Origin of the sequence: Streptomyces sp. NPDC050610 (genome assembly GCF_040654875.1) — a bacterium.
In the GTDB taxonomy this organism is placed as follows: Bacteria; Actinomycetota; Actinomycetes; order Streptomycetales; family Streptomycetaceae; genus Streptomyces.
On record NZ_JBFAIV010000015.1, the window covers coordinates 14,241 to 39,864 of the forward strand.

24 protein-coding genes are annotated in these 25,624 nt (G+C 68.8%); 11 read left to right on the plus strand and 13 right to left on the minus strand.

What is annotated here, in order from left to right; translation table 11 throughout:
- Positions 1-323: 323 nt before the first annotated feature.
- The gene (locus tag AB0I22_RS19575) at positions 324-602 is read left to right on the plus strand and encodes a DUF6211 family protein (RefSeq protein WP_363132066.1); all 279 of its coding nucleotides are present in this window, start codon (positions 324-326) and stop codon (positions 600-602) included.
- A 37-nt stretch (positions 603-639) separates the two neighbouring features.
- On the plus strand, positions 640-1,293 hold the full coding sequence (locus AB0I22_RS19580; protein WP_363132067.1) for a hypothetical protein: 654 nt from the start codon (positions 640-642) through the stop codon (positions 1,291-1,293).
- 621 nt (positions 1,294-1,914) lie between these two features.
- On the opposite strand, the gene AB0I22_RS19585 is transcribed toward AB0I22_RS19580, so the two are convergent.
- Complete coding sequence (locus AB0I22_RS19585; RefSeq protein WP_363132068.1) at positions 1,915-2,742, minus strand: hypothetical protein; 828 nt, start codon at positions 2,740-2,742, stop codon at positions 1,915-1,917.
- A gap of 913 nt (positions 2,743-3,655) precedes the next feature.
- Between AB0I22_RS19585 and mobF the strand changes: the two genes are divergently transcribed.
- Positions 3,656-8,095 (plus strand): MobF family relaxase, encoded by a 4,440-nt coding sequence (gene mobF, locus AB0I22_RS19590; protein ID WP_363132224.1) that lies wholly within the window; start codon positions 3,656-3,658, stop codon positions 8,093-8,095.
- A gap of 220 nt (positions 8,096-8,315) precedes the next feature.
- On the opposite strand, the gene AB0I22_RS19595 is transcribed toward mobF, so the two are convergent.
- From AB0I22_RS19595 to AB0I22_RS19650, 12 genes are all read right to left on the minus strand, one after another.
- Positions 8,316-9,311, minus strand: coding sequence for an endonuclease/exonuclease/phosphatase family protein (locus AB0I22_RS19595; protein WP_363132069.1), 996 nt, complete (start codon positions 9,309-9,311; stop codon positions 8,316-8,318).
- Complete coding sequence (locus AB0I22_RS19600) at positions 9,308-9,565, minus strand: helix-turn-helix domain-containing protein (RefSeq protein WP_363132070.1); 258 nt, start codon at positions 9,563-9,565, stop codon at positions 9,308-9,310. The genes AB0I22_RS19595 and AB0I22_RS19600 overlap by 4 nt, the downstream gene beginning before the upstream one ends.
- 108 nt (positions 9,566-9,673) lie before the next feature.
- Positions 9,674-10,339, minus strand: coding sequence for a cupin domain-containing protein (locus AB0I22_RS19605; RefSeq protein ID WP_363132071.1), 666 nt, complete (start codon positions 10,337-10,339; stop codon positions 9,674-9,676).
- 8 nt (positions 10,340-10,347) lie between these two features.
- On the minus strand, positions 10,348-10,701 hold the full coding sequence (locus AB0I22_RS19610; RefSeq protein ID WP_363132072.1) for a hypothetical protein: 354 nt from the start codon (positions 10,699-10,701) through the stop codon (positions 10,348-10,350).
- A 133-nt stretch (positions 10,702-10,834) separates the two neighbouring features.
- Complete coding sequence (locus tag AB0I22_RS19615; RefSeq protein WP_363132073.1) at positions 10,835-11,266, minus strand: hypothetical protein; 432 nt, start codon at positions 11,264-11,266, stop codon at positions 10,835-10,837.
- Positions 11,267-11,558: 292 nt separating this feature from the next.
- Positions 11,559-12,179 carry a hypothetical protein gene (locus AB0I22_RS19620; RefSeq protein WP_363132074.1) on the minus strand — a complete coding sequence of 207 codons (621 nt, stop codon included), beginning with the start codon at positions 12,177-12,179 and terminating at the stop codon, positions 11,559-11,561.
- 14 nt (positions 12,180-12,193) lie between these two features.
- Positions 12,194-13,138, minus strand: coding sequence for an endonuclease/exonuclease/phosphatase family protein (locus AB0I22_RS19625; RefSeq protein WP_363132075.1), 945 nt, complete (start codon positions 13,136-13,138; stop codon positions 12,194-12,196).
- Positions 13,045-13,455 (minus strand): hypothetical protein, encoded by a 411-nt coding sequence (locus AB0I22_RS19630; RefSeq protein WP_363132076.1) that lies wholly within the window; start codon positions 13,453-13,455, stop codon positions 13,045-13,047. Before AB0I22_RS19630 ends, AB0I22_RS19625 begins: the two co-directional genes overlap by 94 nt.
- An 80-nt stretch (positions 13,456-13,535) precedes the next feature.
- Positions 13,536-14,699: a hypothetical protein gene (locus AB0I22_RS19635; RefSeq protein WP_363132077.1), complete on the minus strand. Its 1,164-nt coding sequence runs from the start codon at positions 14,697-14,699 to the stop codon at positions 13,536-13,538.
- Positions 14,700-14,751: 52 nt separating this feature from the next.
- Complete coding sequence (locus AB0I22_RS19640) at positions 14,752-15,270, minus strand: NUDIX hydrolase (RefSeq protein ID WP_363132078.1); 519 nt, start codon at positions 15,268-15,270, stop codon at positions 14,752-14,754.
- A gap of 334 nt (positions 15,271-15,604) precedes the next feature.
- Entirely contained in the window at positions 15,605-16,015 is a 411-nt protein-coding gene (locus AB0I22_RS19645; protein ID WP_363132079.1) for a hypothetical protein, read from the minus strand.
- Positions 16,012-16,428, minus strand: a complete 417-nt coding sequence (locus tag AB0I22_RS19650) for an ATP-binding protein (protein WP_363132080.1) — start codon at positions 16,426-16,428, stop codon at positions 16,012-16,014. Before AB0I22_RS19650 ends, AB0I22_RS19645 begins: the two co-directional genes overlap by 4 nt.
- Positions 16,429-16,875: 447 nt before the next feature.
- Between AB0I22_RS19650 and AB0I22_RS19655 the strand changes: the two genes are divergently transcribed.
- The 8 genes from AB0I22_RS19655 (at position 16,876) to AB0I22_RS19690 (ending at position 25,618) form a co-directional block, all read left to right on the plus strand.
- On the plus strand, positions 16,876-17,742 hold the full coding sequence (locus AB0I22_RS19655) for a helix-turn-helix transcriptional regulator (protein WP_363132081.1): 867 nt from the start codon (positions 16,876-16,878) through the stop codon (positions 17,740-17,742).
- A 32-nt stretch (positions 17,743-17,774) separates the two neighbouring features.
- Entirely contained in the window at positions 17,775-17,984 is a 210-nt protein-coding gene (locus AB0I22_RS19660) for a DUF397 domain-containing protein (protein WP_363132082.1), read from the plus strand.
- A gap of 300 nt (positions 17,985-18,284) precedes the next feature.
- Entirely contained in the window at positions 18,285-18,794 is a 510-nt protein-coding gene (locus AB0I22_RS19665; RefSeq protein ID WP_363132083.1) for an endonuclease/exonuclease/phosphatase family protein, read from the plus strand.
- Positions 18,794-20,023 carry a methyltransferase, FxLD system gene (gene fxlM, locus AB0I22_RS19670; protein WP_363132084.1) on the plus strand — a complete coding sequence of 410 codons (1,230 nt, stop codon included), beginning with the start codon at positions 18,794-18,796 and terminating at the stop codon, positions 20,021-20,023. The genes AB0I22_RS19665 and fxlM overlap by 1 nt, the downstream gene beginning before the upstream one ends.
- Positions 20,024-20,090: 67 nt before the next feature.
- On the plus strand, positions 20,091-20,252 hold the full coding sequence (locus AB0I22_RS19675; protein ID WP_363132085.1) for an FxLD family lanthipeptide: 162 nt from the start codon (positions 20,091-20,093) through the stop codon (positions 20,250-20,252).
- A gap of 69 nt (positions 20,253-20,321) precedes the next feature.
- Entirely contained in the window at positions 20,322-23,417 is a 3,096-nt protein-coding gene (locus AB0I22_RS19680; protein WP_363132086.1) for a lantibiotic dehydratase, read from the plus strand.
- Positions 23,414-24,595 (plus strand): lanthionine synthetase C family protein, encoded by a 1,182-nt coding sequence (locus AB0I22_RS19685; RefSeq protein ID WP_363132087.1) that lies wholly within the window; start codon positions 23,414-23,416, stop codon positions 24,593-24,595. The genes AB0I22_RS19680 and AB0I22_RS19685 overlap by 4 nt, the downstream gene beginning before the upstream one ends.
- A gap of 21 nt (positions 24,596-24,616) precedes the next feature.
- On the plus strand, positions 24,617-25,618 hold the full coding sequence (locus AB0I22_RS19690) for a thiopeptide-type bacteriocin biosynthesis protein (protein WP_363132088.1): 1,002 nt from the start codon (positions 24,617-24,619) through the stop codon (positions 25,616-25,618).
- Positions 25,619-25,624: the final 6 nt, after the last annotated feature.

Below are 25,624 nucleotides of genomic sequence, written 5' to 3' on the forward strand. Positions count from 1 at the left end.
ACGGCAGCTCTGAGTAGGTCGCGCCCCGGCGCGCAGTACCACCTGGGCGAGGGCCACCGCCGTCGCCCGACGACGCCGTGCTCTGTGCCGTGCACCCTCAGACCGGCAGATCCTTCTGGAGACTCGTGGACTCCCGACCTCGGGCCCCACCCAGCGCAACAAAGGTGGTTTAATTCGATGGCTGGCATCGGGTAAGGCAACAGCCCGACCAGCAGCACCGTCCGCCGCCGCGATGACGGAATTCCAGACGAAAAAAGTGACGGCCAGCGCACAAGGGCAACAAGGCGCTGGCCGTCGATGTCTCTCACCAGAAAGACCACACCATGCTAGGCCACCACCACCCCGACTGTCCCCGCCCCGGCGACTTCGCTCAGCTCAAGGCGGGTAACAGCATCGGTGCCGGACCGAACGACACCTTCGTCGTCGTCGAGGACTTCCCCCCGACCGGCCAGCACCTCGTACTCAACCTCCCCGCCGGCCACCGCGACCACGCCGACTGGGCCGCTGCCGTCCCTCTGGCTGACATATCTTCCCTCACCCGGCTCGAACCGACCGGCAGCCGCACGTGGGCGCCGGTACCGGAGCCGGACGATCTCCAGTGACCCCGCCGAGCAACGCGACCCCGAACAGGAGACGATCGTGCCCCGCAAAACCGGCCGCACGCTCTACTCACGAGCGGACCTGCGCAAGGTCCACAACATTAGTGAGCCGACGCTCCAGAACCTCTGGACCGACCGGGAGAACAACGGGCACCCGCCCGTCGCCGAAACCCAAAACGGCGTCATGCACTGGGACAGCGACCAGTGGGCGAAGTGGCACCACGAGCATCAGCGCCAGCGCGCTGCCGCCAGCACCACGAACCCACCGAAGCTCGACGGAGACCCCGAAGACATGGTGGGCCCAGCCGAAGCGGCAAAGGTCTGCGGATTCGCCGACTCCGCCACCGTCTCCCACTACGTCAAGAACCCACCGGAAGGCTGGCCCGCCCCCGACGACTGGGACGAGCTCCCGACCCGGCGGCGCCCGAAGTGGAAGCGCTGGCGGCTTTGGCAGTACCTCGCGGACCGGAAAGGTCGCGGGCACGCCGGCGGACGGCCCGCGGGCCGCCGCGGACTGGCCTACCCCTACCAAGGAGACGAGCGGTTGACCCTCGCGCGGCAGGCCATCGTGGCGAACCCCGGGGCGAAGAACGCCGAACTGATCCCCGAACTTCAGAAGCAAACGGAGAAGACCTATTCTCGCCCGACCTGGAACCTGATCCTCAAGTCCGCCCGCGAGCACCCCGAGGAGTAAGCCGTGGCCCAGACCTGCTGTCCGCGCTGCGGCGGCCCGCTCGGTGGCCGACCCGCGCGTTCGCGACTCACGGTGGATCGTGAGGTCTTCATCTGCACCGTGTGCGGTACCGACGAGGCCGCGCGGGAGGCTGCCAGCCTGCCGCCCGTGCCATTCGGCGACTGGCCGATGAAGTAGAAGCCGCACGTGGGGGCCATACATGAGAGGGTGTGGCCCTCTCGGGTACGGCCTTCATTCGCCGGTGCGGATCGAGGAGTCAGCCCTAGGCCAAGGCGTCGACGCGGCCCCGGCCCGCCGCGCGCAGGAGCATGAGGTCCTGTATGGCGCGCTCGTGCACCCCGGAGTCCGGCACGTCTGCCAGATCGGCACCGATGGCACCGTCTCGTTCGACCCGCTGTCCAGCCCAACGCCGCTGCGCCGCGGCCGTCAGCGGTTGTCCGGGCTGCGTGAAGGACGGGCGCCGCCAACCTCCCACCTCGCCGGTTCAACGATGGGGTCATCACGGCCTCCGTACTGCTCAGATGCCTGCTTGCCCGGAGCACTGGATCAAGGGCGCCCCGCCCCGGCTGGCCGGGACGGGGCGCTGTTGCCGTGGTGTTTCGTGCAGGGGCCGCTCTGGGTTTAGCAGCTGATGGTGGTGTCGCCGGGGTCGGTGGTGCAGGTGTCGACACCGTTGCCGCCGTCGGCGGTGTCTCCAGCGATGGTGTCCTGGACGTCGATGCTGTCGTCACCGTTGTTGCCGCTGAGGGCGTCGGTGCCGGCGTGGTCGATAAGGGTGTCGTTGCCGTTGCCGCCGCTGGCGGTGTCGTTGCCCGGGCCCGGGGAGACGGTGTCGTTGCCGTTGCCAGCGGTGATGGTGTCGTTGCCGCCCAGGCCGCAGATCACGTCGTCGCCGTTGGTGCCGTTCAGGGTGTCATCCCCGCTGGTGCCGGTGATGGTGCAGGCGGGACCACTGCTCTCGATCGTGGTCGACTGTGAGCCGTTGACGTCGTTCGTGTCGGAGCCGGTGGCGAATACATCGGCGGTCACGGTGCCCGCGGTGTTGGGCGTGACCGTCACCGCGACGGACCTGCTGTCCGGGAGGAAGATGTCGCCAGTGCAGGAGGCGGTTGTCGCGGTGAAGGTGCACGGGCCCATGTCGGATGTGGCGGCGGTGATGGTCGCCGAAGCTCCGGACAGGGTCAGGGACGTCTCCACGAAGAAGACGTCATTGTCCGCGGACAGCGTGTAGTCGTACGTGTAGCTCGTTCCAGCCTGCACCGGGTCGGCCGAGTCGGTGGGCCCGGACAGCGTGAGCTCCACCGCGGAAGGGCGGGCCGTAGCCCCCGGGGCAAGGCCCACGAGCCCGGACAGGGCCAGCAGCAGCCCGCCGAACAGCGCCAGGACGCGCCGTAAGGCGCGGCTGCGCGGGGAACGTAATCGATTCGGTCGAACGGTGGTGTCGGACACAGGAGACTCCTGTGGGAAGCGGACGCCCCGGCATAGCGGGACAACCTGTGGAAGAGTGCGGCGGCTTGCCGACGGCACAGGGTCCAGGTGACCCGGGAGCCAAGCCCAGGCGCCGGTCCGGCCGCGCGGGGAACGGCGGCTGCGCCGGACCGTGAGCAGGTCCGGGGACCGGCGCGGATACTTTCGTCACGGGCGGGTGCGCTCCGGATCCTTCCACACACTCCGGCCCGGAGCGCCGTCTGGAGCCGTACGGCAAAACCCGCCCTGGCTTCGGCCCGGCACACCCCCGCACCGCGCGGTACCCGCCTACGCCACGCCTGCCGACGTCCCTGCCGAGGAAGCCGTACCCTCCACGGCCCGGCCGCCTGCCGAACCGCAGGGCCCGGTGTGCACGGAGTCCTCCACCGCAGCGCCTGCAGGAGATCAACAACAGTTCGAAGACGGGTTCTGACAGCGCCTTGAACCGGCGGCGACGAAACCGCTGAACTACCGCGTGCGATCGGTCAGGGCCCGGCCGGAAGGGCGAGGCCGGAGGCCCTCGGCACGGTGAAGAAGCGGCTGCGAGCGCCGGAGTCGACGGCGCGGTGGCGAGCGGATGAGGGGCGGCGGCCGCTCGTGAGGTGACAGCGCCCTGCCCCCTGACGCGACTTATGGCAGAACCCGCTGACGTTCTCGCAGCGGACGACAGACGACTTCCAACCGCCCCAGGTAACAGTTCCCCGAGCGAAGTCGTCTCACCACCCAGATCCTCATTCCCACCACTTGCCAGAAGTAGGAATATTCTGCTCATTTCTATATTGATATTGAATTTTGAGGACCAAGGTATCGTCGCTACGCGACGATACAATTGGCCAAGATGACCGAAACTGGTCAGATTTGAACGGGGGTGAGCGGGCCGATGGGGTGGGTGACGATGATCGGCCCGTCTGACGGGCAGGTCGAGTACCGCCTTACCGGGGGCCACGGCTGCGGGAAGGCCACCACTGTGGACGCCGCTCCGCTCGTCGCAGCGATCGAGGCCAAAGCCGAGGAAGCCGGAACCTCTGTCTCCTCTCTCCTCGGTTCGCAGGAAGTCAAGCGCGCCTTCTACCGTGTCCGCTCGCAGCTGCGACGCGACAACGGCACGGCCCGCTTCACAGGGTTCGACGCGGTGGAGATCGCGGCAGCGGCCGGAGTCGACGCCAGCGTGCTGTACGACGAGAGCCTCCTCCCCGCGCGGAACGCCGATGGCCAGGTGGACTACCATCTCGACGCCTCCGAGAGGCCGTTGATGTGGATCGGCAACGGCCTCGCAGAGTTCGACATCACCGCTGGCGGCACGCTCGCCCCCGGGCAGTTTCAGGCAGCGCGCCGCCTCATGCGCGGCGAAGACCCCCGCACCGGCCGAACGCTCGTAGAGCCGAAGTTGGCCATCGCGCCCGCCGCCAAGCTGCCTGCCGCGCCCCTGGCCAGAGCGATCCGCCGGGCCGCCGCCGAGCGCGGTGTGAAGCCGGGAGCACTGCTCGACTCCAAGCGGAAGAAGGACGCCTTCCGGCGTATGGAGAATCAGCTCACCAGGTTCGGTGAGTCCCACGGCGTACCGGCCTCCACCCTGCTGAACCTCGCGAACGGCGTCGGCATCGAAGCCGCCGAACTGTACGGCGAAGAGGCAGTGGAGAAAGCGCTAGCAGCCGAGGCGGGCGGGCGGCTGGACGCCCGCGATCTTCTGAAGGCCGTCGAAACACGGGCTGCCCGAACTGGCCAACAGCCCGCAGACCTGTTCGCCACTGCCTCCACGAAGCGGCGCTACCTTCAGCTCCACGGCGAAGGCGGCCGACGCCTGCGCGACCTTCCGATGGCCGTCCGCGAAGCCGTCGCCATGGCCAAGGCCGCGGGGCTCGACCCTGCCCAGGTCTGGGACACCGAGGAGATCAAGGCCGCCATGCGGGAAGGCCGCGTAGAGGTCGGCAACCGAGGGGCCGACGTCACCCTTGACCTGCCCAAGACGTACTCCGTGTTCGGCGCCTACGCGCCCGAGAAGATCGCCGCCGAGGTAGAAGAGATCTTCACCTCCGCAGGCCGCGAGTCGATCGACGCCTTGCAGGGGTGGACCGCCTACGCGATGCGCGGCCGGCACGGCGACGGTGAGGAAGCCCGCACGGTCGGTACGAGCGGATTCGCCGGATGGATGATGATCCACCGCGCGGCCCGGCCGGTCGGCAATGCCCCCTACGGTGACCCGCACTTCCACCTGCACTTCACGCTTGCCAACATGGTCAAGGGCACCGACGGACAGTGGTCCACCGTGGCCGCGGGTGGACGTGACCTGCACCGCCACGCTCGCGCGACACAGTCCCTGATGAACGCCCGCGTCCGCCGCGAACTCACCGACCGCTACGGCATCCGCTTCCGCCGCGAGGAACGCACCGGCGCATGGGAGATCGCGGCCATCCCCAAGGCCACCATCAAGCTGTTCAGCAAGCGCGACAGTCAGGTACGCGAGCTGCTCACCAAGCTGGGACTCGACTACGACAACGCCACCCTGCGCGAGCGCACCGCGGCGTCCGCCGCCTCCAAGGCCGCCAAGAACGGCGAGGCCGCAGGCGTCGCCGACGACGTCTTGCGCGGGTACTGGCAGGCCGAAGGCCGCGCCGCCGGCGACGATCCCGAAGCGATCACCAACGACACCATCCACAGCGACGCCCAGGACCCGAACCCGGGTCTGGACGAGCTGTGCCGCACTGTCTTCGACCCGAAGAGCGGGCTCACCAGCCACTCCAAGGAGTTCACCCACGCCGCCGCTATCGCGGCCGTACTCGACGCCCTTCCGTACGGCATCGGCGATGCCGACGAGGCGGAGCAGCTCACCAACTCCATACTCCGCCACGCCGGATACGCCGTGCAGCTCAATCCCAAGGGCCCCCAGCACTACAGCCACGCCGACCGGTACACGACCGCGGACCTCGTCGCCGCCGAGACGTTGATCGTCTCCGAAACCACCCGGCGCCTCAACGAAGAGGCTGCCGTCGTCAGCAATGACACGGTCGCGATGACCCTGTCCGCCGTCGAAGCCCAGCAGGGCTTCGCGTTCTCCGACGAACAGTGCGCCGTGCTGGAGCGGCTTCTCACAGCCGGGCACGGTGTCGATGCGGTGATCGGCGTCGCGGGCGCGGGCAAGACCACGATCATGAACGCCGCACGGCAAGCATGGGAGGCGCAGGGCCTCGTCATCGCGGGAGCGAGTACAGCGGCCGTCGCTGCCGCCAACCTCAAGGCAGAAGCAGGCATCAGCTCTCGTACCCTCGCATCCTGGCTGACCGGCATCCGGTCCGGCGGCACGGGCCTGACCGGAGTAGACGTCCTGGTCGTGGACGAGGCCGCGATGTGCGACGACCGCGACGTCTCCGAACTCTTCGCGCACGCCGCGAAGACCGGCACAAAGATCATCGGCATCGGCGACCCGAAGCAGTTGCACTCGCCCGGCGTCGGCGGCAGCTTCGCCGCCATCCACCACATCGTCGGCGGACTGCAACTGACCGAGAACTTCCGGCAGAAGGACGCCATCGAACGCCGAGCTCTGGGGCTCTGGCGCGACGACAACCGCATGGAAGCCCTGCGGGCCTTCGCCGGCACCGGCCGCGTGCACGCTCTTGCCGACAAGGACGAGACGCTCGCCGCGATGCTCACCGTCTGGGCGGACAAACGCGCCGCACACACCGACGACCACACCGCCGTACAGCAACTCCTCATGCTCGCAGCCACCAACGAAACCGTCGAAGAACTCAACCTGGGCGCCCGAGCACTGCGAAAGGCAAGCGGCGACCTGACCGGCCCGGAGCACACCTACGCCCTCCCCGGCGGTCGCGAACTCGTGCTGTCCGTCGGAGACCAGGTCCTCCTGCGGACCAACGACTACCGGGCCAAGCGAACCGGCGAGAACGAAGACGTGCTGAACGGGTTCCGCGGCATCGTCCGTGCCGTGGACGAGGAACGCCGCGTTCTGGTGGAGTGGCGGGACAAGACCGAGGACGGCCACCGCGACGTAGCCGAATGGGTCGATACCGACTACATCGCGCAGGGCGGGCTGTCCCTGGGTTACGCCATCACCGGGCACAAATCACAGGGCCTGAGCGTGCAGGAGGCTCTGGTGTACGGCCCCGGCGCGCAGGCCAACGCGCTCTACACGATGTTGAGCCGCGACAAGCAACACTCGCACCTCTTCCTCCCCCTGTCCCTCTACGAGGCCGACGCCGACCGCGCACGCCACGGAGAGCCCGCAAGCGAAGAAGAACAGCTCGACCGCGCTGTTGCGGGCCTCATCCGCGAAGTCGCGACCGGAACCGAGGAACGGATGATCCTCACCGAACTTCCTGACAACGCCGTCCCCACGCACCTGCGCGACATCGTCGCCGACCTGCCCGCCCCCCGGGCACCAGGGCACGCCGAACCCGATACGGAGGGAAGCTCGGATGCCACGGCACCGACGGTTGAACGACAGCGCACGGCCGCCACATACCCGCCCACCGCGGAGGCGACCGACACCATGCCCATAGAGGGAACCGCGCCGTACGCGCACCTTGGCAACAGCGCCTTGCGCCACGCTGTCCGGCAAGCTGCCGCCGCCACCCGCGCCACCCAACGCGCGGCGGAGACCGCCGAGGCGAAGGCCGACCATGCCGAACAGCAGGCAGCAGCGGGTAGCGGGCCAAATGCCCTTGCCCTTCAGCACCGTTACCAGGACCTGACCAGCCGGGCCGAAGCCATCACCGAACTCCGGACTGTCACCGCGGCCGTCACGAGCGGATCGAACGAGCAGCGTCACACGGAAGCACGCCTCCACGACCTCGACAAGCGACTCGAAGCTGTCGGCCGCTTCGGACGCCCCGTCCTGCGGAGCGAAGACCGTACACAGGCCGAAGCCGAGCGCAACGTTTTGCGTCAGCAGAACGCCGAGGACGACCAGGAACTCGCCGCACTTCGTGAGCGCCTCCAGGAACTCATTGGTGACGCAGGCCCGGCCGAGGAACATGACCAGGTGTTGGCCGAAGTTGTCTTTCTGAAGGAGGGCATGCCCGAGCTACTGCGGCGCGCTCACGGTAAGGACAACAACCTCGCCGGTACCCTGCGGACCGAAGCAAAGAGCGCCCGGACGACCGCGCAGGCAGCCAGCCACCGTGAGGTTGGGCTACGTCGCGAGGTCAAGCGACGAACGGATTTTTCCGGGCAGCAGCAGGCCGAGGAGAGAACCCGTCCTGAACCGGTGCAGACACAGATCACGCTCAGAGGCCCCTATGCCGGTCCGTACGGACGGGTAGATGAGGCGGAACACGAAGATGCTGCCGATCAGCCGTCGGCGTCGCCGCGACTCGATTGACGAGCCCCGTAGGGCAATGTGACTCCGGGCATTCGGTGGTCCTCCGGCTCCGCCGACGACGGCCTGCCGCTACACCCCGTGCCCCCGGTGTTGCGAAGGCGCCGAGACTTCGGAAAGCGCTGGGTGGGGCCGGTGCGGGGATACGTTTCTCCCCGCACCGGCCGGTTGGTCGCCGCCCGATGCGCCGGGGTGGTGCCGCCGGTGCGCCGGGCGGCAGCTTTCAGGCCGTGCGCAGCAGCGAGAACGTGCCTTGGCGGAGGTTGAGGTCGGGGCGTGGGTAGGCGGGTTCGGGTGGTGTCTGACAGTCGGGGTGCCACAGGGTCTGGTCGCTGAGGAGTTCGGCGAGGGTGGCCCAGTGCCAGCGGGTCAGAACGGCGTCGTGGTCGCTGGTGCCGCGCATGTCGATGATCTCGGCGTCCACGAGGGCGGGCAGGAGCCGGTAGTCGGCGTAGACGGCATCGACGGTGGTCGCCGGGCCGTGGGTGGTACTGGCGGCCATGGTCGTCATCTTGCTGACATCCCGGGTGGCGGCCAGATGCCCGAGGACGTCGACCAGGCCCGCGAGGTGGAGGGTTTCGTCGGGCACGGTGTCCATGACCCGGGTGCCGCCGGGACCGGGACGACTGCGGTGCGCACGGTGCGGGAGGTTCGGGATCTCCTCCAGCCGGGGGGTGTTCGGATCGCCCGCGCGGTAACTGTTCCGGTCGACGCCGATGATCGCGGGCATCGCGTACGGGACGCCGTCGATCATGTGCTTCTTGTCGGCGTATGCCGACAGCCAGCCGCCCTCGGTCTCGCGTTGGGTGTAGGAGTCGTAGGACAGGTGGGCGGCGACCGGGAGGAGGGGAACGGCGGCGGGGCCGGTACCGACGAGGCGCAGGGAGGCTGCGGCGGGTGGCGCGGACCAGGCCCGGCGTCCGTGCTCCCACTCCCGCAGGCAGGTGAAGACTTCCCGGTCGTAGAAGAGTGCGGTGTAGCTTCCCGAGCCGAGCACGTGTTGCATCGTGAGCCGGTTCTCGGCGTCGTACATCACGGCCTTGCCGTCTGCCGCTCCGTCGGGCAGCTCCTGTTGGAGGACGAGATGCGCGCCGGCTTCGGTCCATGCGCAGTGTGCGGCTGTCCGCACGCGTGCGTCGCCCCGCCCGTTGAGTTCGATGTTGCTGCTGATGATGTTGATGTGTTCGGGCACATGCGGCACTGCGGGCTTGCCCTTCACTTGTCTTCTTCCTTCTTGGTGGCCGCGCGGCGGGGACGGGCGCCGCCGCGCGGGCGAAGGGGGACCTTCTGGTCTTTCAGTACCTGGTGGACCCACCCGTACGAGCGGCCGGTCGCGTCGGCGATGTCCCGGATGCTGGCGCTCCCGGGGTCGTAGGCGTTAACCACCGCCTCGGCGACCTCCTTCCTCTGCTGGCCGCGCAGCCGTTTGCGGGGTGGGACGGGTGGCAGTCCCCAACGGCCTGTCTCTGGCATGAAGCGGTTCTCCCTCAGTCAGGTGGAGCGGGGCGGCTCCCTGGGCAGATGGGTCTCGGGCCGGTCCGGTCGGCGCGGTGGCGTCGACCGGACCGGCGGTGAGCCGGGTCAGCGCACGGTGGTGTGCTGACCGTGCGGCGATGCCGCGAGGGCTGGCCGGTTCGCGGTCAGCGGCTCGTCGGTGATGGCGAACGTCAAGTGCACCGAGCCGCCGGGGTCACCGGGGGTGCTGACGTCGTGCGGCATGCCGCGCGGCAGGAGCAGGACATCGCCCGCCCGGGTGAGCACCTCGTGCGGATCACTGTCCGCGCGCGGCCACACCTGCCATCGCTTGGCGCCGCGCATCTGCACGATCACGCCGTCCCACTCGTCATCGTGCTTGCCGAGGGCGTGGTCATCGGCGTGGGATTCGTACATGGACAGGATGACGCGGCGGCGGACCAGCCGCGCCAGGTGCAGGGCGGCGACGCTGTACCAGCCGTCGCTTTGGACGTGAATGCTCTCGTAGACACGAAGGCGCGACCGCTGCCGGTAGGCACGCGCGACCGTGGCCGCGTCGGCGTCGCGGTAGATGCCCGTGCGGTCCATCAGCGCCACCGTCTGGCCGGGGCTGCGCTGCTCCGCCACCGGTAGGTGAAGGGCCTCGACGTGCGGGGCCTGGAACACCTGCGCGTGGCGGAGGGTCAGCACGGAACCGGCGTAGTGCGGCACAAGCGTCGACCACAGGCGCGTGGTGAATTCGACGGCGGTTGCCATCTGCGTCCGGTTGTCCACGGGGCCGCTCACCCTTGCAGATGGCCGCGGTCGCCGTTAGGACGCCTGATTTCCTCGCAGTAGGCGACGCGGGGGCCGCGGCCGTAGTCGGTGAAGTCGGTGTCCGCCGGGTCGAGCACCTGCATCGTGTGCAGCACGTCGTCGGGGGTGAGAGCCGCTATCTTGCGGGGGCGCAGTTCGATGACGCCGTCAGCGGTCACCGTCTGGGCCAGGATCTCGTCCTCGGCGACCTGCGGGTCGGGCGGGGCGAACATAAGACGGAAGGACGCCCCGAGCGGGTGCCCGCTCAGCACGCCGGCGAGCTGGCGCAGCAGGTCGATCTGCTGTCCTGCCAGCGTCTTTTCCAGGGCCAATACGGTCAAAGGATTCTCCTCTTCGGTGGTCGGCGGCAGCGCGGGCCCGGACGAGGCCGCGCCGCCGCCGGGGGTGTGCCAGCGGGGTGGCGGATGGTGGAAGGGCGGGTGCCCGGCGGGGCTCTGGCCCGCTGCGCCGTGGTCATCGGCCCAGCCCCGCGGCGGCGAGCTCCGCCTCCAGGTCGATCACGGTCACGCCGCACAGGCGCCGCACTTGCTGGGTGGCCAGGCACCAGCGGGCGCGGGGACTTTGGTAGGCCACGGCCTCTTCGTCGTCCGGGTCGTCCGGCAGGACGTGCAGCATCTGTGTCCATCCGGGTGTGAGGACCAGCCCGCGGACCCCGTAGAGGCGGGGCCGGGTCGCGCGTACCGCGACATGGCCCTTGCGAAGCGGCGGGCACCGCTCGACCGAGACCCCGGCGTGTGCGAGGCACAGCGGCGGGTGGGGCGTCAGCACCCCCTCGGGCCACCCGTCTTCCGTACGGCTGACGGGCCGCTCCAGCAGGAAGAGATAGCCGAGCTCGGTGCGGCTCGCGGGGCGCTGGCAGCAGACTTGGCAGCGCAGGCGGTACATGACGTCTCTCTGACGACCTGGATGTACCTTCGAGAACCGCGGCACACCGGTCGGCTGGCCCTGGTTGTCGCGGGGGTTCTGTCCTCGGCGAACCCAGAGGACACCGCGGAGGTCCCGGTCGCTGGGGACTTCGTCGTCGTAGTACAGCCCCCGCGTTGGGTGGGACCGGAGCATCGTCCCGATCCCGAGTTCTTCTCCGATGCGGGTGGTGATGTACGGGACGACCGTGTCGATCGACGGTGGTGGCCGTGAGTCCATGGGGGTCCTTCGCTGATCGCGGGCTGGCGGCGGATCAGGCGACGCGGGGTGCGCTGACGTACCGGCCGAGGTCGGGTACTTCGCGGACGGCGTGCTGGAGGAGGTAGATGTGGCGGCCGCCGCGCCGCACGCCGTCGGATACGGAAAAGCCCAGCTCGGCGCAGGCGTAGTGCATGACCTGGTCCGAGGAGGTGGTGGCGCGCAGCCATTGCACGCGGTCGTCCTCGGCGGGCTGGCGCGCGGCGCGGTCGAGGAGGAACCAGGTCAGGAGCCGGGCGAGGCGTACGCCGGGGGTGGGGCGGGTGAAGAGGGCGGCGATGTAGCGGCTGGGCGGGGTGTTGTGCTGGATCGGTCCCCAGGCCCAGCTCGGGGCGCCGGGCAGGACGGCCGCGGCGCCCACGATCTTGGTGTCCTTGCACAGCAGCCACACCAGCGGCTCGCCACTGGCTTCCTCCCACAGGCAGTTGAGGAGGGCGGCGCGGCTGACCTTGAGGTCGATGGCGACCGGCCGGCCGAGGGCGTCGAGGCGAGTGTCGATGAGTTCGGTGACGGTCGGCCGGTCGTCGGCGCGTGCGGGCCGGACCTCGTACTGCGTGGTGGTGAGGATGCGGCTGGCGGCGGCAATGGGGGAGGAGCGGAGGGTGGGGCGGGGCATCGGGTGCGCTTCTTTCAGAGCTGGGTGAGGTCGAGGGTGACGGTGACCGGGAGGTGGTCGGACAGGAGGCGGGCGGCCGGGGTGTCGATGACTTCGCTGTTGCGCAGGGCGGGGGCCAGGGACGGGGAGAGGAGGATGTAGTCGGAGCGGTGATCCCACAGCCCCGGTCTCTCGCCGCCCTTGCCGCCCCTCCAGTAGCCCGCGGTGCGGGGGGTGGGCAGGCCGAGCGCGGCCGGGGGGTCGATGAAGTCCGCGCCGAGCAGGGCGTGCAGGGCCCGCAAGTCGACCTCGTCGGTGTAGACGCCGCCTGGCCCTTGGACCAGGTGGCGTGAGTGCTCGTCGGCGGGGATGCAGTTGGTCAGGCGGTCGGGTGTTGTCGCGACCGGTTGGCCGGCGTTGAGGTCGCCGTGCAGCAGCGTGTAGCGGCCGCGCTTGGCGTATTCGGTGAGCCAGCCCGCCTCATCGCGCCGGACGGCGGGGTTGAGGGGAGACAGGTGCGTGTTGATCACGTCGATCGGCTGGGCGCAGCCCTCGATCGCGAGTTCGGCATAGGCGGCGGTGTGGTGGAAGGTGCCGCACGCGATATCCGGCTCGAACGCGAGGCATCGCACGCGCGGCCACCGGTAGAAGATCGCGAGGTGGCAGCCGTGGCTGGCCGAGGGCGCGAAAAGCGGCTGCATACCCAGCGCGCGGGCGACGGCGTAGAGGGTGCGGTGCTTGTCGCGGTGCCAGTTCTTGCCCTCTTGGAGGCACAGGATGTCCAGGTCCAGGGCCCGGAGCATCGCCAGTTGCGCGGGCAGCCGCTCGGGCAGGCCCTTGTCCGGGCGGCGCTGGCCGCCGTCGAGGAGGTTGTAGGTGGCGGCCTTCAGGAGCGTCGTGCGGCGCGGCTTTCGGGTATGCGGGGCGGGGTGGGTGCCGGGCGCATGTGGCGGGGTCTGCGGCTGCGGCTGATCGACCATGTGGTGGTGTGGCCGCGGGCGGTGATGCTGACCTCGAAGGTCAGGTACAGGCGGCCGAGGCTGTCGTAGTGGCCCTCGATGCACTGGTGGTCGCGGAACCGGACCAGGAACAAGGCGGCTTGTCCGGGCGGCCAGTCGCGGGTGGCTTCGCTGAGTTCGACGCGCAGCCACGCCAGGGCCCGGGACGCGTTGTCCGCGTAGTGCTGCTCGCCGAAGGCGGGGCGAGCGCCGGGCTGCGCCACCTCGCGGCGTCTCTCGCACCAGAACGTCGAGCCGGCCAGGGGGACTTCGAGGGGGGCGGGATCGACCCAGGACATTGTGATGCTGCCGGGAACGATGCCGGGCGGCGGGCACTCGCTCGTTGTCATCCACCGGGGCACGCGGGGCGTGGCGGCCATTACTGGGCCGGTCCCGCCGCGACGGACCGGCCGAGGACCAGGGTGTCGGCGGTCTCGGCCAGGGCGCGGGCGGTCTCCCGCGGGTCGTGGTGTCCCAGACGTACGGAGCACCGTGGGAGCGGAGCGAGGGCTGCGCGGATGGACCGGAAGGCGTCGGCCTGCGGCGGGGCGGCGGCCGCCAGTCCCAGCAGGTCCGGGTAGCGGTCCGGGCCGGTGAAGAGGGTGTCGGTGTCCGTTGCCGGCGCGGACGCGTCGTCCCGCATGTGCGGGAGGAGCACGGCGGCGGCGGTGCCGTCGGCGGCGGTGGTCAGGCGGAGCTGGGCGGGGAAGACCATGGCCTGCTGCACCAGGCCCTGCCGGTCCACCACCGGGCCGCGGGTCCCTCGGCGGAGCGCGACATTGACCTCGTAGGGCTGACTGGGGTGGGGCTCGGCGACGTCGATTTGGTACTGGCGGGCGCGGTCGTACAGGCCGAGGGCGTCGAGGAGCGGGAGGTCGGCGGCGATCGGGGAGGGCCAGGGCAGGAGATGGACGAGGCCGTCCTCGGCGGGGCGGGCGAAGAGGTGGCCGTCGCTGATCAGTTCCCAGCCCGCGCAGCACAGGTTCAGGGCGGCGGTGGTGGTGCCCGTGCCCGGAGCCCCGGCGATCAGCAGGGCCCGGCCGTCGCGGACGACGGCGGAGCCGCGCAGCAGAGCCCATCCCGCGGTCTGGAGTTGGGCGCGGATCACGTCGCGGGCCAGGCGGACGGTGGCGAGTCCGAGCCCGCCGGGGTGTGCCCCGAAGACGGCCAGACGCCGGCGGTCCGGTGCGGCGTGGTAGGCCGTGCAGCCGGTCGCCTGCGCCGCGTAGGCACACCCGTCCACGTCCGACAGTCGCTGGGTGCGGATACCGCTGTAGAGAACTTCGTCGTTCTCGTGATCGCTGAGGGCCTGCTGGGTGGCGATCACCTCGTCCAGGTCCACGGAGGCGCTGATCACCGGGGCGTGGCCGACGGCCGTGGCCGCGGGGTCGACGTGCCACCTGTCCTCGAAGTAGCGGCGGCACTGCTCGGCGACCGCCGGGTGGCGGCTGGTCACCGTCACCTGCACCGGGTCGGTGTCGGGGTCGGGGTCGGGGTCTGTGACGGTAATGCGAATGGCGGTGCTGGTGCTGGTGCTGTGCATCGGGGCTCCAGGAAGTTACTGCTGCTGCTGCTGCTGCGGGCGTGGCGGGTGGTCAGGGGGCTATGGGCCCGTCGGCGCGCAGGTTGATGCAGGTGTTGTCACGTACGGCCGCCAGCGCGGCCTTGACCTGCGATGCGTGGGACGGCGCGCAGAGGCGGTCCAGGTCCGTGGCCGACGCCCAGACAGCGTGGTCGAGGCTGTCGGCCAGCACGACGGTGAAAGCGGCGGGGATCGCGGCGGTGAAGGCGTAGATGAAGGTCGCTCCGGCGGCGGTGCTGCCGGCGGCGGGCGTCCAGTCCACGGCGCGCAGTCGGGCGGCCCTCGGATCGAGGGGCAGCCCGGTCTGCGTGCGGACGTGCCGTGCCACGGCATCCGCGGGCAACTCGTCCTCTACTCGGCCGCCCGGCAGCCGGCACCAGCGGTCATCGCCCGCCGCGCGCAGCCGCTGGCGTACGAGCAGCACCGCGCCCGCCTCGTTGACGAGCAGACCTCGCGCGACGATCCAGTACAGGTCCGGATCAACGCAGACAGGGGGGACGGAGCTGTCGGTGCTGGCAGGGCTGGCGTTCACGGTCGTCCCTTCGAGGCGAGTGAGAGGTGGAGCCGCCCGCGCCCCCACAGCGCGGACGGCCCGGCCGTCCCCCGCCGTGCAGATTGGGACGGCCGTCGAAGCGCCCCGACGAGAGCGGGGCGATGGAGTGGCCGGGGCTGGCCGCCCGCTCTCCAACGGGCGGCCAGTCTCAGTGCCGTACGGCCTCGGCACTGCCCTCCCACGGGCGCGGCGCGGGTCGGCACGCCGTACTCACCCGTCACGGGCGGAGGGACCGGCCGACTGCCCGCCGCAGGAGAACTGGCAACCTCAGTTCGAACCGCGGCAGCAGCCGGTCTACTCAGCGGACAGCCGTCTAAGCAGCGGGCGGCGAATCCCGTGCCCGCTTCGCGCTGTCCACTATCGGCGGCACGCCCCGACGGCCGATGAACTGCCGGCCGGTGGACGGCAGCTCGGGGCCGCCTGCCCCGCTGTGTTGGATCAGGCCCGCCAGCACACGGGCGAGCTGGCGGGAGTAACTGCTGCTGCGCACCGCCACGACGACGGGCACCGTCAGCAGGTCCTCGGCCTGCTCAACCGCCAGCGCCACCTCGAACCGAGCCTCCCCCGGCTCCTGATCCAGCAGACGCATCTTGACGAGGGGGAGAACCTCCTCGACGTAGGCGTAGAGGCATCGCCAGAGGACCCGGACCTCAACCGCAGTCGGCGGCCGATCCGCTTGCGCGCAACTGATCGCCTCGCGGACGCGGACGAGATCGATGGTCACCGGAGTCCGCCCCCTGGCACGGTGAGCGTGGCGTAGGTGCACATCCCGTCGGCGCTGGTCCCCCAGGTGGCGACCAGCGCCTCGACCAGGAACAGGCCCCGGCCGCGCTCATCGTTGGGGCTCGGCTTCCGGAGTACCGGGCGGGCCGGACTGCCGTCGCTGACGGCGATGTGCAGCTTGTTGGCGGCGTACGTCATGCCGAGGCTGACATCGTTGCCACTGCCGTGGATCACGGCGTTGGTGACCAGCTCGCTGACGACCAGCGATGCGTTGGCGGCGACGGCCTTCAGGCCCCAGTGAGCGAGCGTGCGGGTGCACGTCGCGCGGTGAACGCCGACCATCGCCGGGATGGCCTCGGTCGCCAGGCCCAGCCTCCGGCAGCTCGGCGAAGGTGTCCGCGAGTGATCGGACACCTTCGGGCTCCTTGCGTAGGGGGTTGGGTCTTCCTCGCGGCGGGGGGTATCAGCGAGGGCGGTTTCCTCCAGCACGGTCATGCGAGGCTCCTCCACTGCGATGCGGGAGAGCCGAAGGCCAGAGCAGCCTCGCTGATAGCAACTTCATTGGAACTGCGCATAGTTCGACTCCCGCAGCGGGCACGTTTGGTCACCGGCTCCCCGTATCGCCGGTAGTTTGACTAGCCTGGTGCACGTACAAGTCGCGGTGCAACAGGAAAGGGAGTTGCAAGAGAAATGGCATATTTCATCGCCGACACAGGTCAGCTCACGGCGGGAACAGGCTCTGCCAGACTCTGATCACGGCCATCCGCGACGAGTACAACGCTGGCTGGAGACGAGACATCGACACCCGCAGTGGTCACAGCGACACTGGCGAACGACACAGGTTTCAGGGAGGCTGAGCACGTGGCAGCGAAGGTCGGACCCACCATCCGGCGTATCCAACTCGGGCAGGAGCTTCTGCGGCTGCGCGAAAAGGCCGGCCTCACACTGGCCCAGGCGGTCGAGGAGATGCCGTTCGACAGGACGCGGTTGTCCAAGCTGGAGAACGGACAGACCAGGCTCCGCACCGGCGCCCAGCTTCGTGCGCTCCTGGAGCTCTACAACGTCACGAGCGACGAGGACCAAGACTTTCTCCTGGAGCTTCACGCAGACTCGTTGAGCCGGGAATGGTGGTCGCCCTACCGCAGCGTGATGCCGTCGGGCATGACTCTGTACCTGGGGTTGGAGTCCGGGGCCCGCTCGATGCGTTCGTACAACCCGGATGTTGTGCCGGGGCTCCTCCAGTGCAAGAGCTACGCCAAGGCGCAGTTCACCATCGCGAAACCCGTCGAGGAGTTCACAACCCCGTTCGTCGAAGACCAGGTCGACCTTCGTATGGGGCGCAAGGAGGTGCTCGTGCGCTCCGATAGTCCCTTGCCTCTGTCGGCCATCCTCGATGAGGCGGTGCTGCGCCGGGTGATGGGGAGTCGTGAGGTCATGCGCGAGCAGTACCAGCAGATCGAAGAGCTGTCTCAGCTCGACCACGTGGCCATTCAAATCATGCCGTTGGCCGCCACCATGTACCGATCGAGCGAGAACTTCACCCTGCTGGAGTTCGACTCGCCTGTGCCGGATGTGGTGCAGGTTGACGGCCTCGAACAGATCAAGGTCACGGACAAGAAGAGCGTGATCGGAAAGTACACCCGAAGGTTCGATGACATGCGGGCAGGCGCCCTCCCTCCCAGCGAGACGCCCAAAATTCTGAAACAACTAGCGCGAGAGATGAAGTAGCCATCAACACTGACTTGGTGAGGGCCCCAGCAATGGCCCAAGAAGACGTCTGGTTCAAGTCCTCCTACAGCAACGAGGTGGGAGGCAACTGTGTCGAGGTCGCACGTGCGACGGGCAGGGTGGCGGTGCGCGACTCGAAAGCTATAGAGCAAGCAGCGCTCGCTTTCACCCCCGACTCCTGGAAGTCCTTCGTTGATCTCGTTCGATCCGGAGACGTCGATTTCGGGGTAGTCGATAGCTAGCTGCCCATCGGCGAGATGCCGAGACCATCGTGACGAGTGGCGCGGCTTACAGCGTAGTTCGGGGTTGCCGGATCGGTGCCTGGCGAATAGGCACCGATCCGGCAACCCCTCTCGTTGCTTGACCCTCTATACCTTGTCTGCATTCTGTGCGCCAGCACCAGGAGACGGCTCTTCGCCCGTCCAGGCGTACGGTTCTTGCCTATTCTTCAAGGTGATGGAGAGGCGCTAGGACCTGAAGACAGGACTTCAAGATCACCCCGTTAGCGGGCCGCGTCCGCCACATCCTGTCCCGGCCCGGGTGTGGGGTCAGCGTCGGTCGCTGAGGAAGTCGCGTGCGCGTTCATCGAGGTCGGCGGCGCATCGCAGGCCGCGGGCGCGGAAGCGGGGCAGGTCGCGGCGCATGTGGCTGACGGCCTTGCGGGTTCGTCTCGACTGGACGTCGCGCAGTACGGCACCCGGCTCATGCACACCCGCCCCGACGAAGTACTGCGCACAGCCGGCATGGAAGACGTCGCCCGCCACTGGGCCACCACCCCGGGCGGCCACCTCTCCGCACTGGCCCGCACCGTCGACGGCTGCGACGCCCACGGACCGGACGCTCGCATTGACCGGATGTATGCCTCCGGTGGCCTGCTGCCCGCGGTACGCGGTGTGGATGTCGTTGAGGTGCCGCACGATCTGTCGGATCACCACCTCGTCCGCCTCACCCTGGACCCCGACACCCTCTCGGGCATCCTCAACCAGCAGCCGGACAACACCCCCGTCCACACCCCCAGTGAAGGAGTGACTGCGTGGCTACACTCCGAATAATGAAGCCCGAGGAAGCTGAAACACCGCCCTCCGCAGACCAGTTGCGCGAAGCCCTCATCGGCCAGTTGCGTGAGCTTGGAGCGATCAGAACCGAGGCAGTCGAGGCGGCTGTTCGCACCGTGCCCCGGCATCTCTTCGTCCCCGAGGTTTCGCTCGCCGAGGCGTACGCGCCCGAGCGAGCCGTGATCACCAAGAAGGATGAGGACGGGGTAGACGTCAGTTCGGTCTCCGCCGCCCGAATCCAAGCACTCATGCTGGAGCAGTCTGCGATCCGCCCCGGGATGCGAGTACTGGAAATCGGATCCGGTGGCTACAACGCGGCGCTCATCGCGGAGCTGGTCGGCGAAAGTGGTGCGGTTACCTCCATCGACATCGACCCGGATGCCGTCGGCCGAGCGCGTCGCTTCCTGGCCGAGGCCGGATACGGGCGCGTAAACGTCCTCCTCACTGACGGCGAGGAGGGCGAGCCGGTGCACGCCCCCTTCGATCGAATCATCGTCACCGTCGGGGCATGGGACATCCCCCCGGCCTGGGTGAACCAGCTCGCCGAAGGCGGCCGGATCGTCGTTCCCCTGCGGGTGCGCTGTCTGACCCGGTCAGTGGCCTTCGAACGGGAGGGCGGGCACCTGGTGAGCCGGGACTACGAACTGTGCGGCTTCGTGCCGATGCAGGGCGTCGGAGAGCGCCGGATGCAGCTGGTGGTGCTGCATGACGAGCCGGGCGAGGAGGTCGGCCTCAAGCTGGACGACGGGGACCGAGTGGACGTGGAGGGCCTGCGTAAAGCGCTCGCTCAGCCACGCGTGGAAGTGTGGTCGGGGGTGACCATCGGTGGAATGGAGCCGTTCGACGGCCTCGACTTGTGGCTGGCGGCCGCTGTACCGGATTTTGCTCGACTCGCCGCGACCCCGGCGGCGCGAGAGAGAGGAATCGTTGCCGCCGCATCACCGATGGGCCTCTCGACGCTGATTGACAAGGACAGTTTCGCCTATCGCAAGATGCGGCCGACCAGCCCTGAACGCCACACATTCGAGTTCGGGGCGTTCGGACACGGCCCTGATGCCCAAGCGGTCGCGAACCGGCTGGTGGAACAGATCCAGATCTGGGACCGCGAACACCGCTCCGGCCGGGCCGTCTTCACGGTGCATCCCGCAGGCACGCCCGACGATCAGCTTCCCGCGGGCCGCGTGGTCAACAAACGGCATTCGCGGGTAACTATCTCCTGGCCCTGACGCCAGCACAGAGCTGGGCCGGGAGCCGCAAGAGCACATCCATCACCGCCTATCAGGAGGAGTGGAGATGGCAGCGATGCAGCCCCAAGGTGCGGTAAACCAGTCGGACTTCGACCTGGAAATCACGGTCGTGGAGAAGGCGCCGGTCATCGCCGAGCTGATGAACGACACCAGCGACAACTGCGGTGGCTCGTGTCAGAGCGCGTGCTCGAACAGCACCTGCGAGTGACCTAACGGCCCGGTGCCGTGGCCAGCGGCCACGGCACCGGGCTCACCGCATGAAGCGGAGGCGCCGAGTATGTACCGGTCCATCGACGCGACGTTCCTACGGGCCGCAGCAGGCCCCGCCGACTTGAACCTGCCGCCCTGGCCGGACCTGAGCGGCACCACACATGCCGACACCCAGCAGTTGCGCCAATGGATGCAAGAGGTGTGGGCACAGCAAGCGATCGCCGAGGCCATTGAGGTGGCCAGTCCGTTTCTGGCCCGCCGCGTCCGCGACATCTGCGCCGAACAGCCCCGGCAGGCGCGCCGCGTACGGAGAGCCGCGGAGTCCCTCGTTCGCTACCTGCTGCGCATGCAGCACCGGGCCACACCCTTCGGGCTGTTCGCCGGGGTAGCCCCCGCGCACTTCGGCTCGGGGCTCACCATGCGTTGGGGAGAAGATCACCAAGCCGTCGCGCACGCCGACGCCGAGTGGCTGTCCGAGGTGATCACCCGCCTGGAAACCTGCCCAGAACTGCTGCGCCGCCTGCCTGTCGTAGCCGACAACACGTGCTTCGTACGGGGCACGAAGCTGGTGGTGCCCTGCCAGCAGCCACCCCACGGCTGGGACGGTGCCCGAGGAGTGGCGGCGGAAGTGAGCCTCCGCTACACCCGAGCCGTCAAGACAGTGCTGGCAGCCGCGCAGTCATCCTTGCCGGTCGGGGATCTGGCCGGGAAGGTCGCGGCCGAGTACCCGGACACGCCCAGTGAGGTCATCGACCGGTTGCTGGCCGAATTGGTCGCCCGCCGCGTCCTGCTCAGCAGTCTCCACCCACCGATGACGGTCACTGACGCGCTATGTCACGTCGTCCACGAGCTGAGCGCCGTAGAGGCCGCATCCATCCCGCAAGCAGCTCCTACCGTCCGCGAATTGCAGGCGATCGCGACGGCCCTGGCCCGGCACAATCGTGCTGATCCCGGAACGCGGCGGCATCTGAGGGCGGCTGCGTCGCTTGCCATGGCCGCGCTATCCGACGCAGTCGAACAGCCCCTCGTCGTGGACCTTAGGCTCGACTGCTCACTGGTCCTGCCACAGGCGGTAGCGCGCGAGGCCGAGAACGCGACGACGGCCCTGGCCCGCCTGACCCGGTACCCCGCCGGCCCGCTCGCGTGGCAGGACTATCACGCCAGGTTCCTGGAGCGTTACGGGACTGGTGCACTCGTTCCCGTCCGGGACCTCGTGGACAGCAATGTGGGGCTGGGCTTTCCCGCCGGATACCGCGGCTCCCTCGCGGAGCGTCCGCAACCACCCGTGACGAGGCGGGACGAGAAGCTCCTCGCACTGGCACAGCGAGCCGCGATGGACGGCACCGGTGAGATCGTGCTCAATGACCAGACCCTCTCCGATCTCGCCACCCACGACACTGGCCGGCGGCACGTACCCGCCCACGCGTCCCTGCGCTTCCAGGTGGAAGCGCCCACCCGCACTGCGCTAGAACAGGGCGCGTTCACGCTCGTCGTCGTCGGCCTGTCGTCGGCGGCCGGCACCACCGCCGGACGATTCCTCCACCTCCTCGATGAGCCCGACCGCACCCGCATGAACACCGCGTACGCGAACCTGCCCACGCTGGAACAGGACGCGCTATCGGCCCAGGTCTCCAGCCCGCCCCTACGCGTGCGGACCGAGAACGTCGGACGTGTTTCCGTGGTCCTGCCGCACGTCATCGCACTGGCCGAACACGGCGACCCGGACCGCGCGCTACCGCTCGATGATCTGGCCGTGGGCGCTGACCACCAGCGCCTGTACGTGATGTCCCTCTCACGACGGCGCACCGTCGAACCCGCCGTCCTGAACGCGGTCGAGCTGACGAACTTCACCCACCCCCTCGCCCGGTTCCTGTGCGAAGTCCCCCGGGCCAGGGCCGGCACCATCGCCCCGTTCTCCTGGGGAGCTATCCGATCACTACCGTTCCAGCCCCGCATCCGGTATGGCCGCACGGTGCTCGCTCAGGCACGCTGGAGGCTGGAGGCGGCCGACCTCGCCGAGCCGGACGCCCCATGGCCCCAATGGACCGCTGCCATGACTGCCTGGCGACACCGCTTCCGCCTCCCCGACGCCGTCCACCTTGGTGACGACGACCAGCGGCTTCGGTTGACCTTGGACGAGCCCGCCCACCTCCACCTGCTCCGCGCCCGCCTGGACCGCACCGGGCACGCCATCCTGCGCGAGGCTCCCGAACCCTCGGCCCACGGCTGGATCGACGGACGCTCCCACGAAATCGCCGTCTCACTCGTCTCCACCCGGAAACCTGCATGGCCGCCCGCACGACGCCGGGCATCCTCCGTCGTCATCGGCCGCGACCACGGGCACTTTCCCGGCGCATCGAAATGGGCGTTCGCGAAGCTTTACGGCCACCCCGACCACGCCCCCGACATCCTCACCACCCACTTGCGGGACCTCTTCGACGGATGGGGCACCCCGCCCCAGTGGTGGTACGTCCGCTACCGCGATCCGGAACCACACTTGCGGCTACGCCTCCGACTGCCGCGCACAGAAGCCTTCGGCGCCACCGCGCAACGGGTCGCCACCTGGGCCGACCAACTGCGCAGCCGCGGACTCATCGGGCGAATGCAGTGGGACACCTACGCGCCGGAGACCGGCCGCTACGGCACCGGAGCAGCCATGAACGCCGCCGAAATCGTCTTCGCGGCCGATTCCGAGGCCGCCATCGCACAGATGGCGCTCACCGCCGGAGAAGACCTGCACCCGGCCGTGACCGCCGCCAGTTACGTCGACCTGGCTACTTCCTTCACCACCGGCACCCGTGAGGGAATGTACTGGCTGATCGCACACCTTCAGACGCCTTCCGGCCCGGGCCTGGACCGGCACACACGTGATGAGGCCCTGTGTCTGGCGGACCCGGATGCCAACTTCGCCGCTCTGCGCGCGGTACGCGGCGGCGAAAAGGTCATCTCCGCGTGGAACCGGCGAAGAAAAGCGATGACCGCCTACCGCGACTGCCTCACCACCACCGGCGAGACCGACCCGACCACCGTGCTGACCTCCCTCCTGCACATGCACCACATCCGCACGGCAGGACTCAATGAAACCTGCGAGCACACCTGCCGTCGGCTGGCCCGCTCCGCCGCCCTCTCCTGGACCACCCGAAACCAAGGAGCTCCCACGTGAGCAGCCCATCGGCCCCAGACGCGGTCACACGTGAAACGGAGCGCGAGGCCCGCTCGCAGTCGCTGTCCCAAGGCGCCATTGGCACTGTCCTCCTACGCATCGAACGCGCCCACCAGGGAACCGACTCCTGGGCAACCGTGCACGGCCAGCTGGCCGCCATCGTCCGCTCCGACCTGATCGCCAGCGACGAGGCCGCACTCTTCTACGGCGCGCCCGCCGTCGCCTTCACCCTCCACGCCGCGGTCGCTGACACCGGCCGCTACGCGGGCGCACTGCACACCCTCGACTCGGCCATTCATGCCTTGACCCGACGACGACTCGACAAGGCCCACGCACGTATCGACCGCGGTGAGCGGCCACGAGCAGGCGAGTACGACGTGCTGTACGGCCTCGCCGGCCTGGGCTCCTACCTCCTGCGCCGTGACCCTCACAGCGACGTCCTGCGGGAGGTGCTCGCCTACCTGGTGCGCTTGAGCGAACCGCTCCCCAACGATGACGAGCAGTTACCCGGCTGGTGGTCACCCCACGGGCCCACCGCTGACTCCATGCACTCCTTCCCCGGGGGGCACGGGAACGCCGGGATGGCTCACGGCATAGCCGGACCGCTCGCCCTGCTGGCGCTGACCAAACTGCGCGGCAGCACGGTCGATGGCCACACCGAAGCGATGGGACGGATCTGCACCTGGTTCGACACGTTGCGCCAGGACACCGACTTCGGCCCCTGGTGGCCCCGCTGGATCACTCGCACAGAACACCACACCCGCACGATCACCCAGCCCGGCCCCACCCGCCCCTCCTGGTGCTACGGCACCCCCGGAATGGCCCGCGCCCAGCAACTCACTGGCCTCGCCCTCCACGACATCAACCGACAGCACATGGCCGAGACCGCTCTTCTCCGCTGCCTCTCCGACCCCCACCAACTCGCCCTGGTAAACGACACCACCCTTTGCCACGGCACCGCCGGACTCCTGCACACCACCTCGTGCGTTGCTCGCGACGCTGAACCCGGAACGTTCACCACTCACCTTCGACACCTCCGTTCCCTACTCCTTCATCAGGAACCAGCGCGAGACGAAGGACTGCTCGAAGGCACGACAGGGGCCGAACTCGCACTCCACGCAGCCGACACCGGCGGCACCCCAGTCTCCGGTTGGGATGCCTGCCTACTGCTCAACTGACTCGGGGAGGACCTGCATACCGTGAACCACAGCGCGGATACACGCACCGTGGAGAAGGCCGTCCTCGCAGTTCTGACCGGCACGCCACTCCATACGGCCGCTGTTCAAGCAGAGGTGCAGCCCGCCGCGTTGGCTGACGCCGTCGAGCTGTACCGATCAGCCGGCACTGAAGCCCTCGCTAATCAGGCCACCACAGAAGCATTCCAGGCCCATATCGAATTCACTGAGTGGAACAACGCCGAATACGTCGCCGCCACCCAACTTGTCCCGACACTGCGCAAAGCCGAGCAGGACGGAGTCCTGAAGTCCTGGTGGTACGTCCGCAAACATCCCTGCTGGAGACTGCGCTGCTGGCCCGCGGCGAACACCGCGCAGGAGATGGCGACAGTGATCAGTAGCGCCTTGAATGGGATGCAGTCCGAGGGCCTGATCATCGGATGGACGAAGACGATCTACGAGCCTGAGACGCACGCATTCGGCGGCCCCACAGCGATAGGCATAGCCCACCAGCTCTTCCACGCGGACAGCCGCAGCACCCTCGACTACCTCCAACACCACGACCCCAACGCACCCTCGGACCGCTCCATCGGACGTCGCGAGATGTCAGCGCTGCTGTGCGGCACACTCCTCCGAGCCGCGGGACAGGAGCGATATGAACAAGCCGACGTCTGGAACCGCATAGTGCAGATGCGCCCCCTCCCCGCCGGCGCTCCCATAGATCGGCTGAACGAGATGGCCGTCAGCCTCCAGCGACTGATGTCCGTGGACACGAACCCAGCCAGCCTCCTTTTCGATGTGGGCATGCCCCTGGCCTTCACCACACCTTGGATCGCCGCCTTCGATCTAGCAGGCCAAAGGTTGAGAGACGCGATGCACTCCGGCACATTGGAACGCGGTCTGCGTGCGATCCTTGCGCACCACGTGATCTTCCACTGGAACCGACTCGGCCTAGCGGACACAGCGCAAGGGGTCTTTGCAAGGGCCGCCCAGAAGGCGTGCTCCCGACCAATGAGTCTGTTCTGATCGCTG

Coding starts and splice junctions, on each gene's coding strand:
- AB0I22_RS19660 (WP_363132082.1), top strand. CDS start 17,775: ATGGCCCAAGAAGACGTCTGGTTCAAGTCCTCCTACAGCAACGAGGTG.
- AB0I22_RS19635 (WP_363132077.1), bottom strand. CDS start 14,699: ATGCACAGCACCAGCACCAGCACCGCCATTCGCATTACCGTCACAGAC.
- AB0I22_RS19575 (WP_363132066.1), top strand. CDS start 324: ATGCTAGGCCACCACCACCCCGACTGTCCCCGCCCCGGCGACTTCGCT.
- AB0I22_RS19630 (WP_363132076.1), bottom strand. CDS start 13,455: ATGTCCTGGGTCGATCCCGCCCCCCTCGAAGTCCCCCTGGCCGGCTCG.
- AB0I22_RS19615 (WP_363132073.1), bottom strand. CDS start 11,266: ATGTACCGCCTGCGCTGCCAAGTCTGCTGCCAGCGCCCCGCGAGCCGC.
- fxlM (WP_363132084.1), top strand. CDS start 18,794: ATGAAGCCCGAGGAAGCTGAAACACCGCCCTCCGCAGACCAGTTGCGC.
- AB0I22_RS19680 (WP_363132086.1), top strand. CDS start 20,322: ATGTACCGGTCCATCGACGCGACGTTCCTACGGGCCGCAGCAGGCCCC.
- mobF (WP_363132224.1), top strand. CDS start 3,656: ATGATCGGCCCGTCTGACGGGCAGGTCGAGTACCGCCTTACCGGGGGC.
- AB0I22_RS19625 (WP_363132075.1), bottom strand. CDS start 13,138: ATGGTCGATCAGCCGCAGCCGCAGACCCCGCCACATGCGCCCGGCACC.
- AB0I22_RS19675 (WP_363132085.1), top strand. CDS start 20,091: ATGGCAGCGATGCAGCCCCAAGGTGCGGTAAACCAGTCGGACTTCGAC.
- AB0I22_RS19620 (WP_363132074.1), bottom strand. CDS start 12,179: ATGCCCCGCCCCACCCTCCGCTCCTCCCCCATTGCCGCCGCCAGCCGC.
- AB0I22_RS19600 (WP_363132070.1), bottom strand. CDS start 9,565: ATGCCAGAGACAGGCCGTTGGGGACTGCCACCCGTCCCACCCCGCAAA.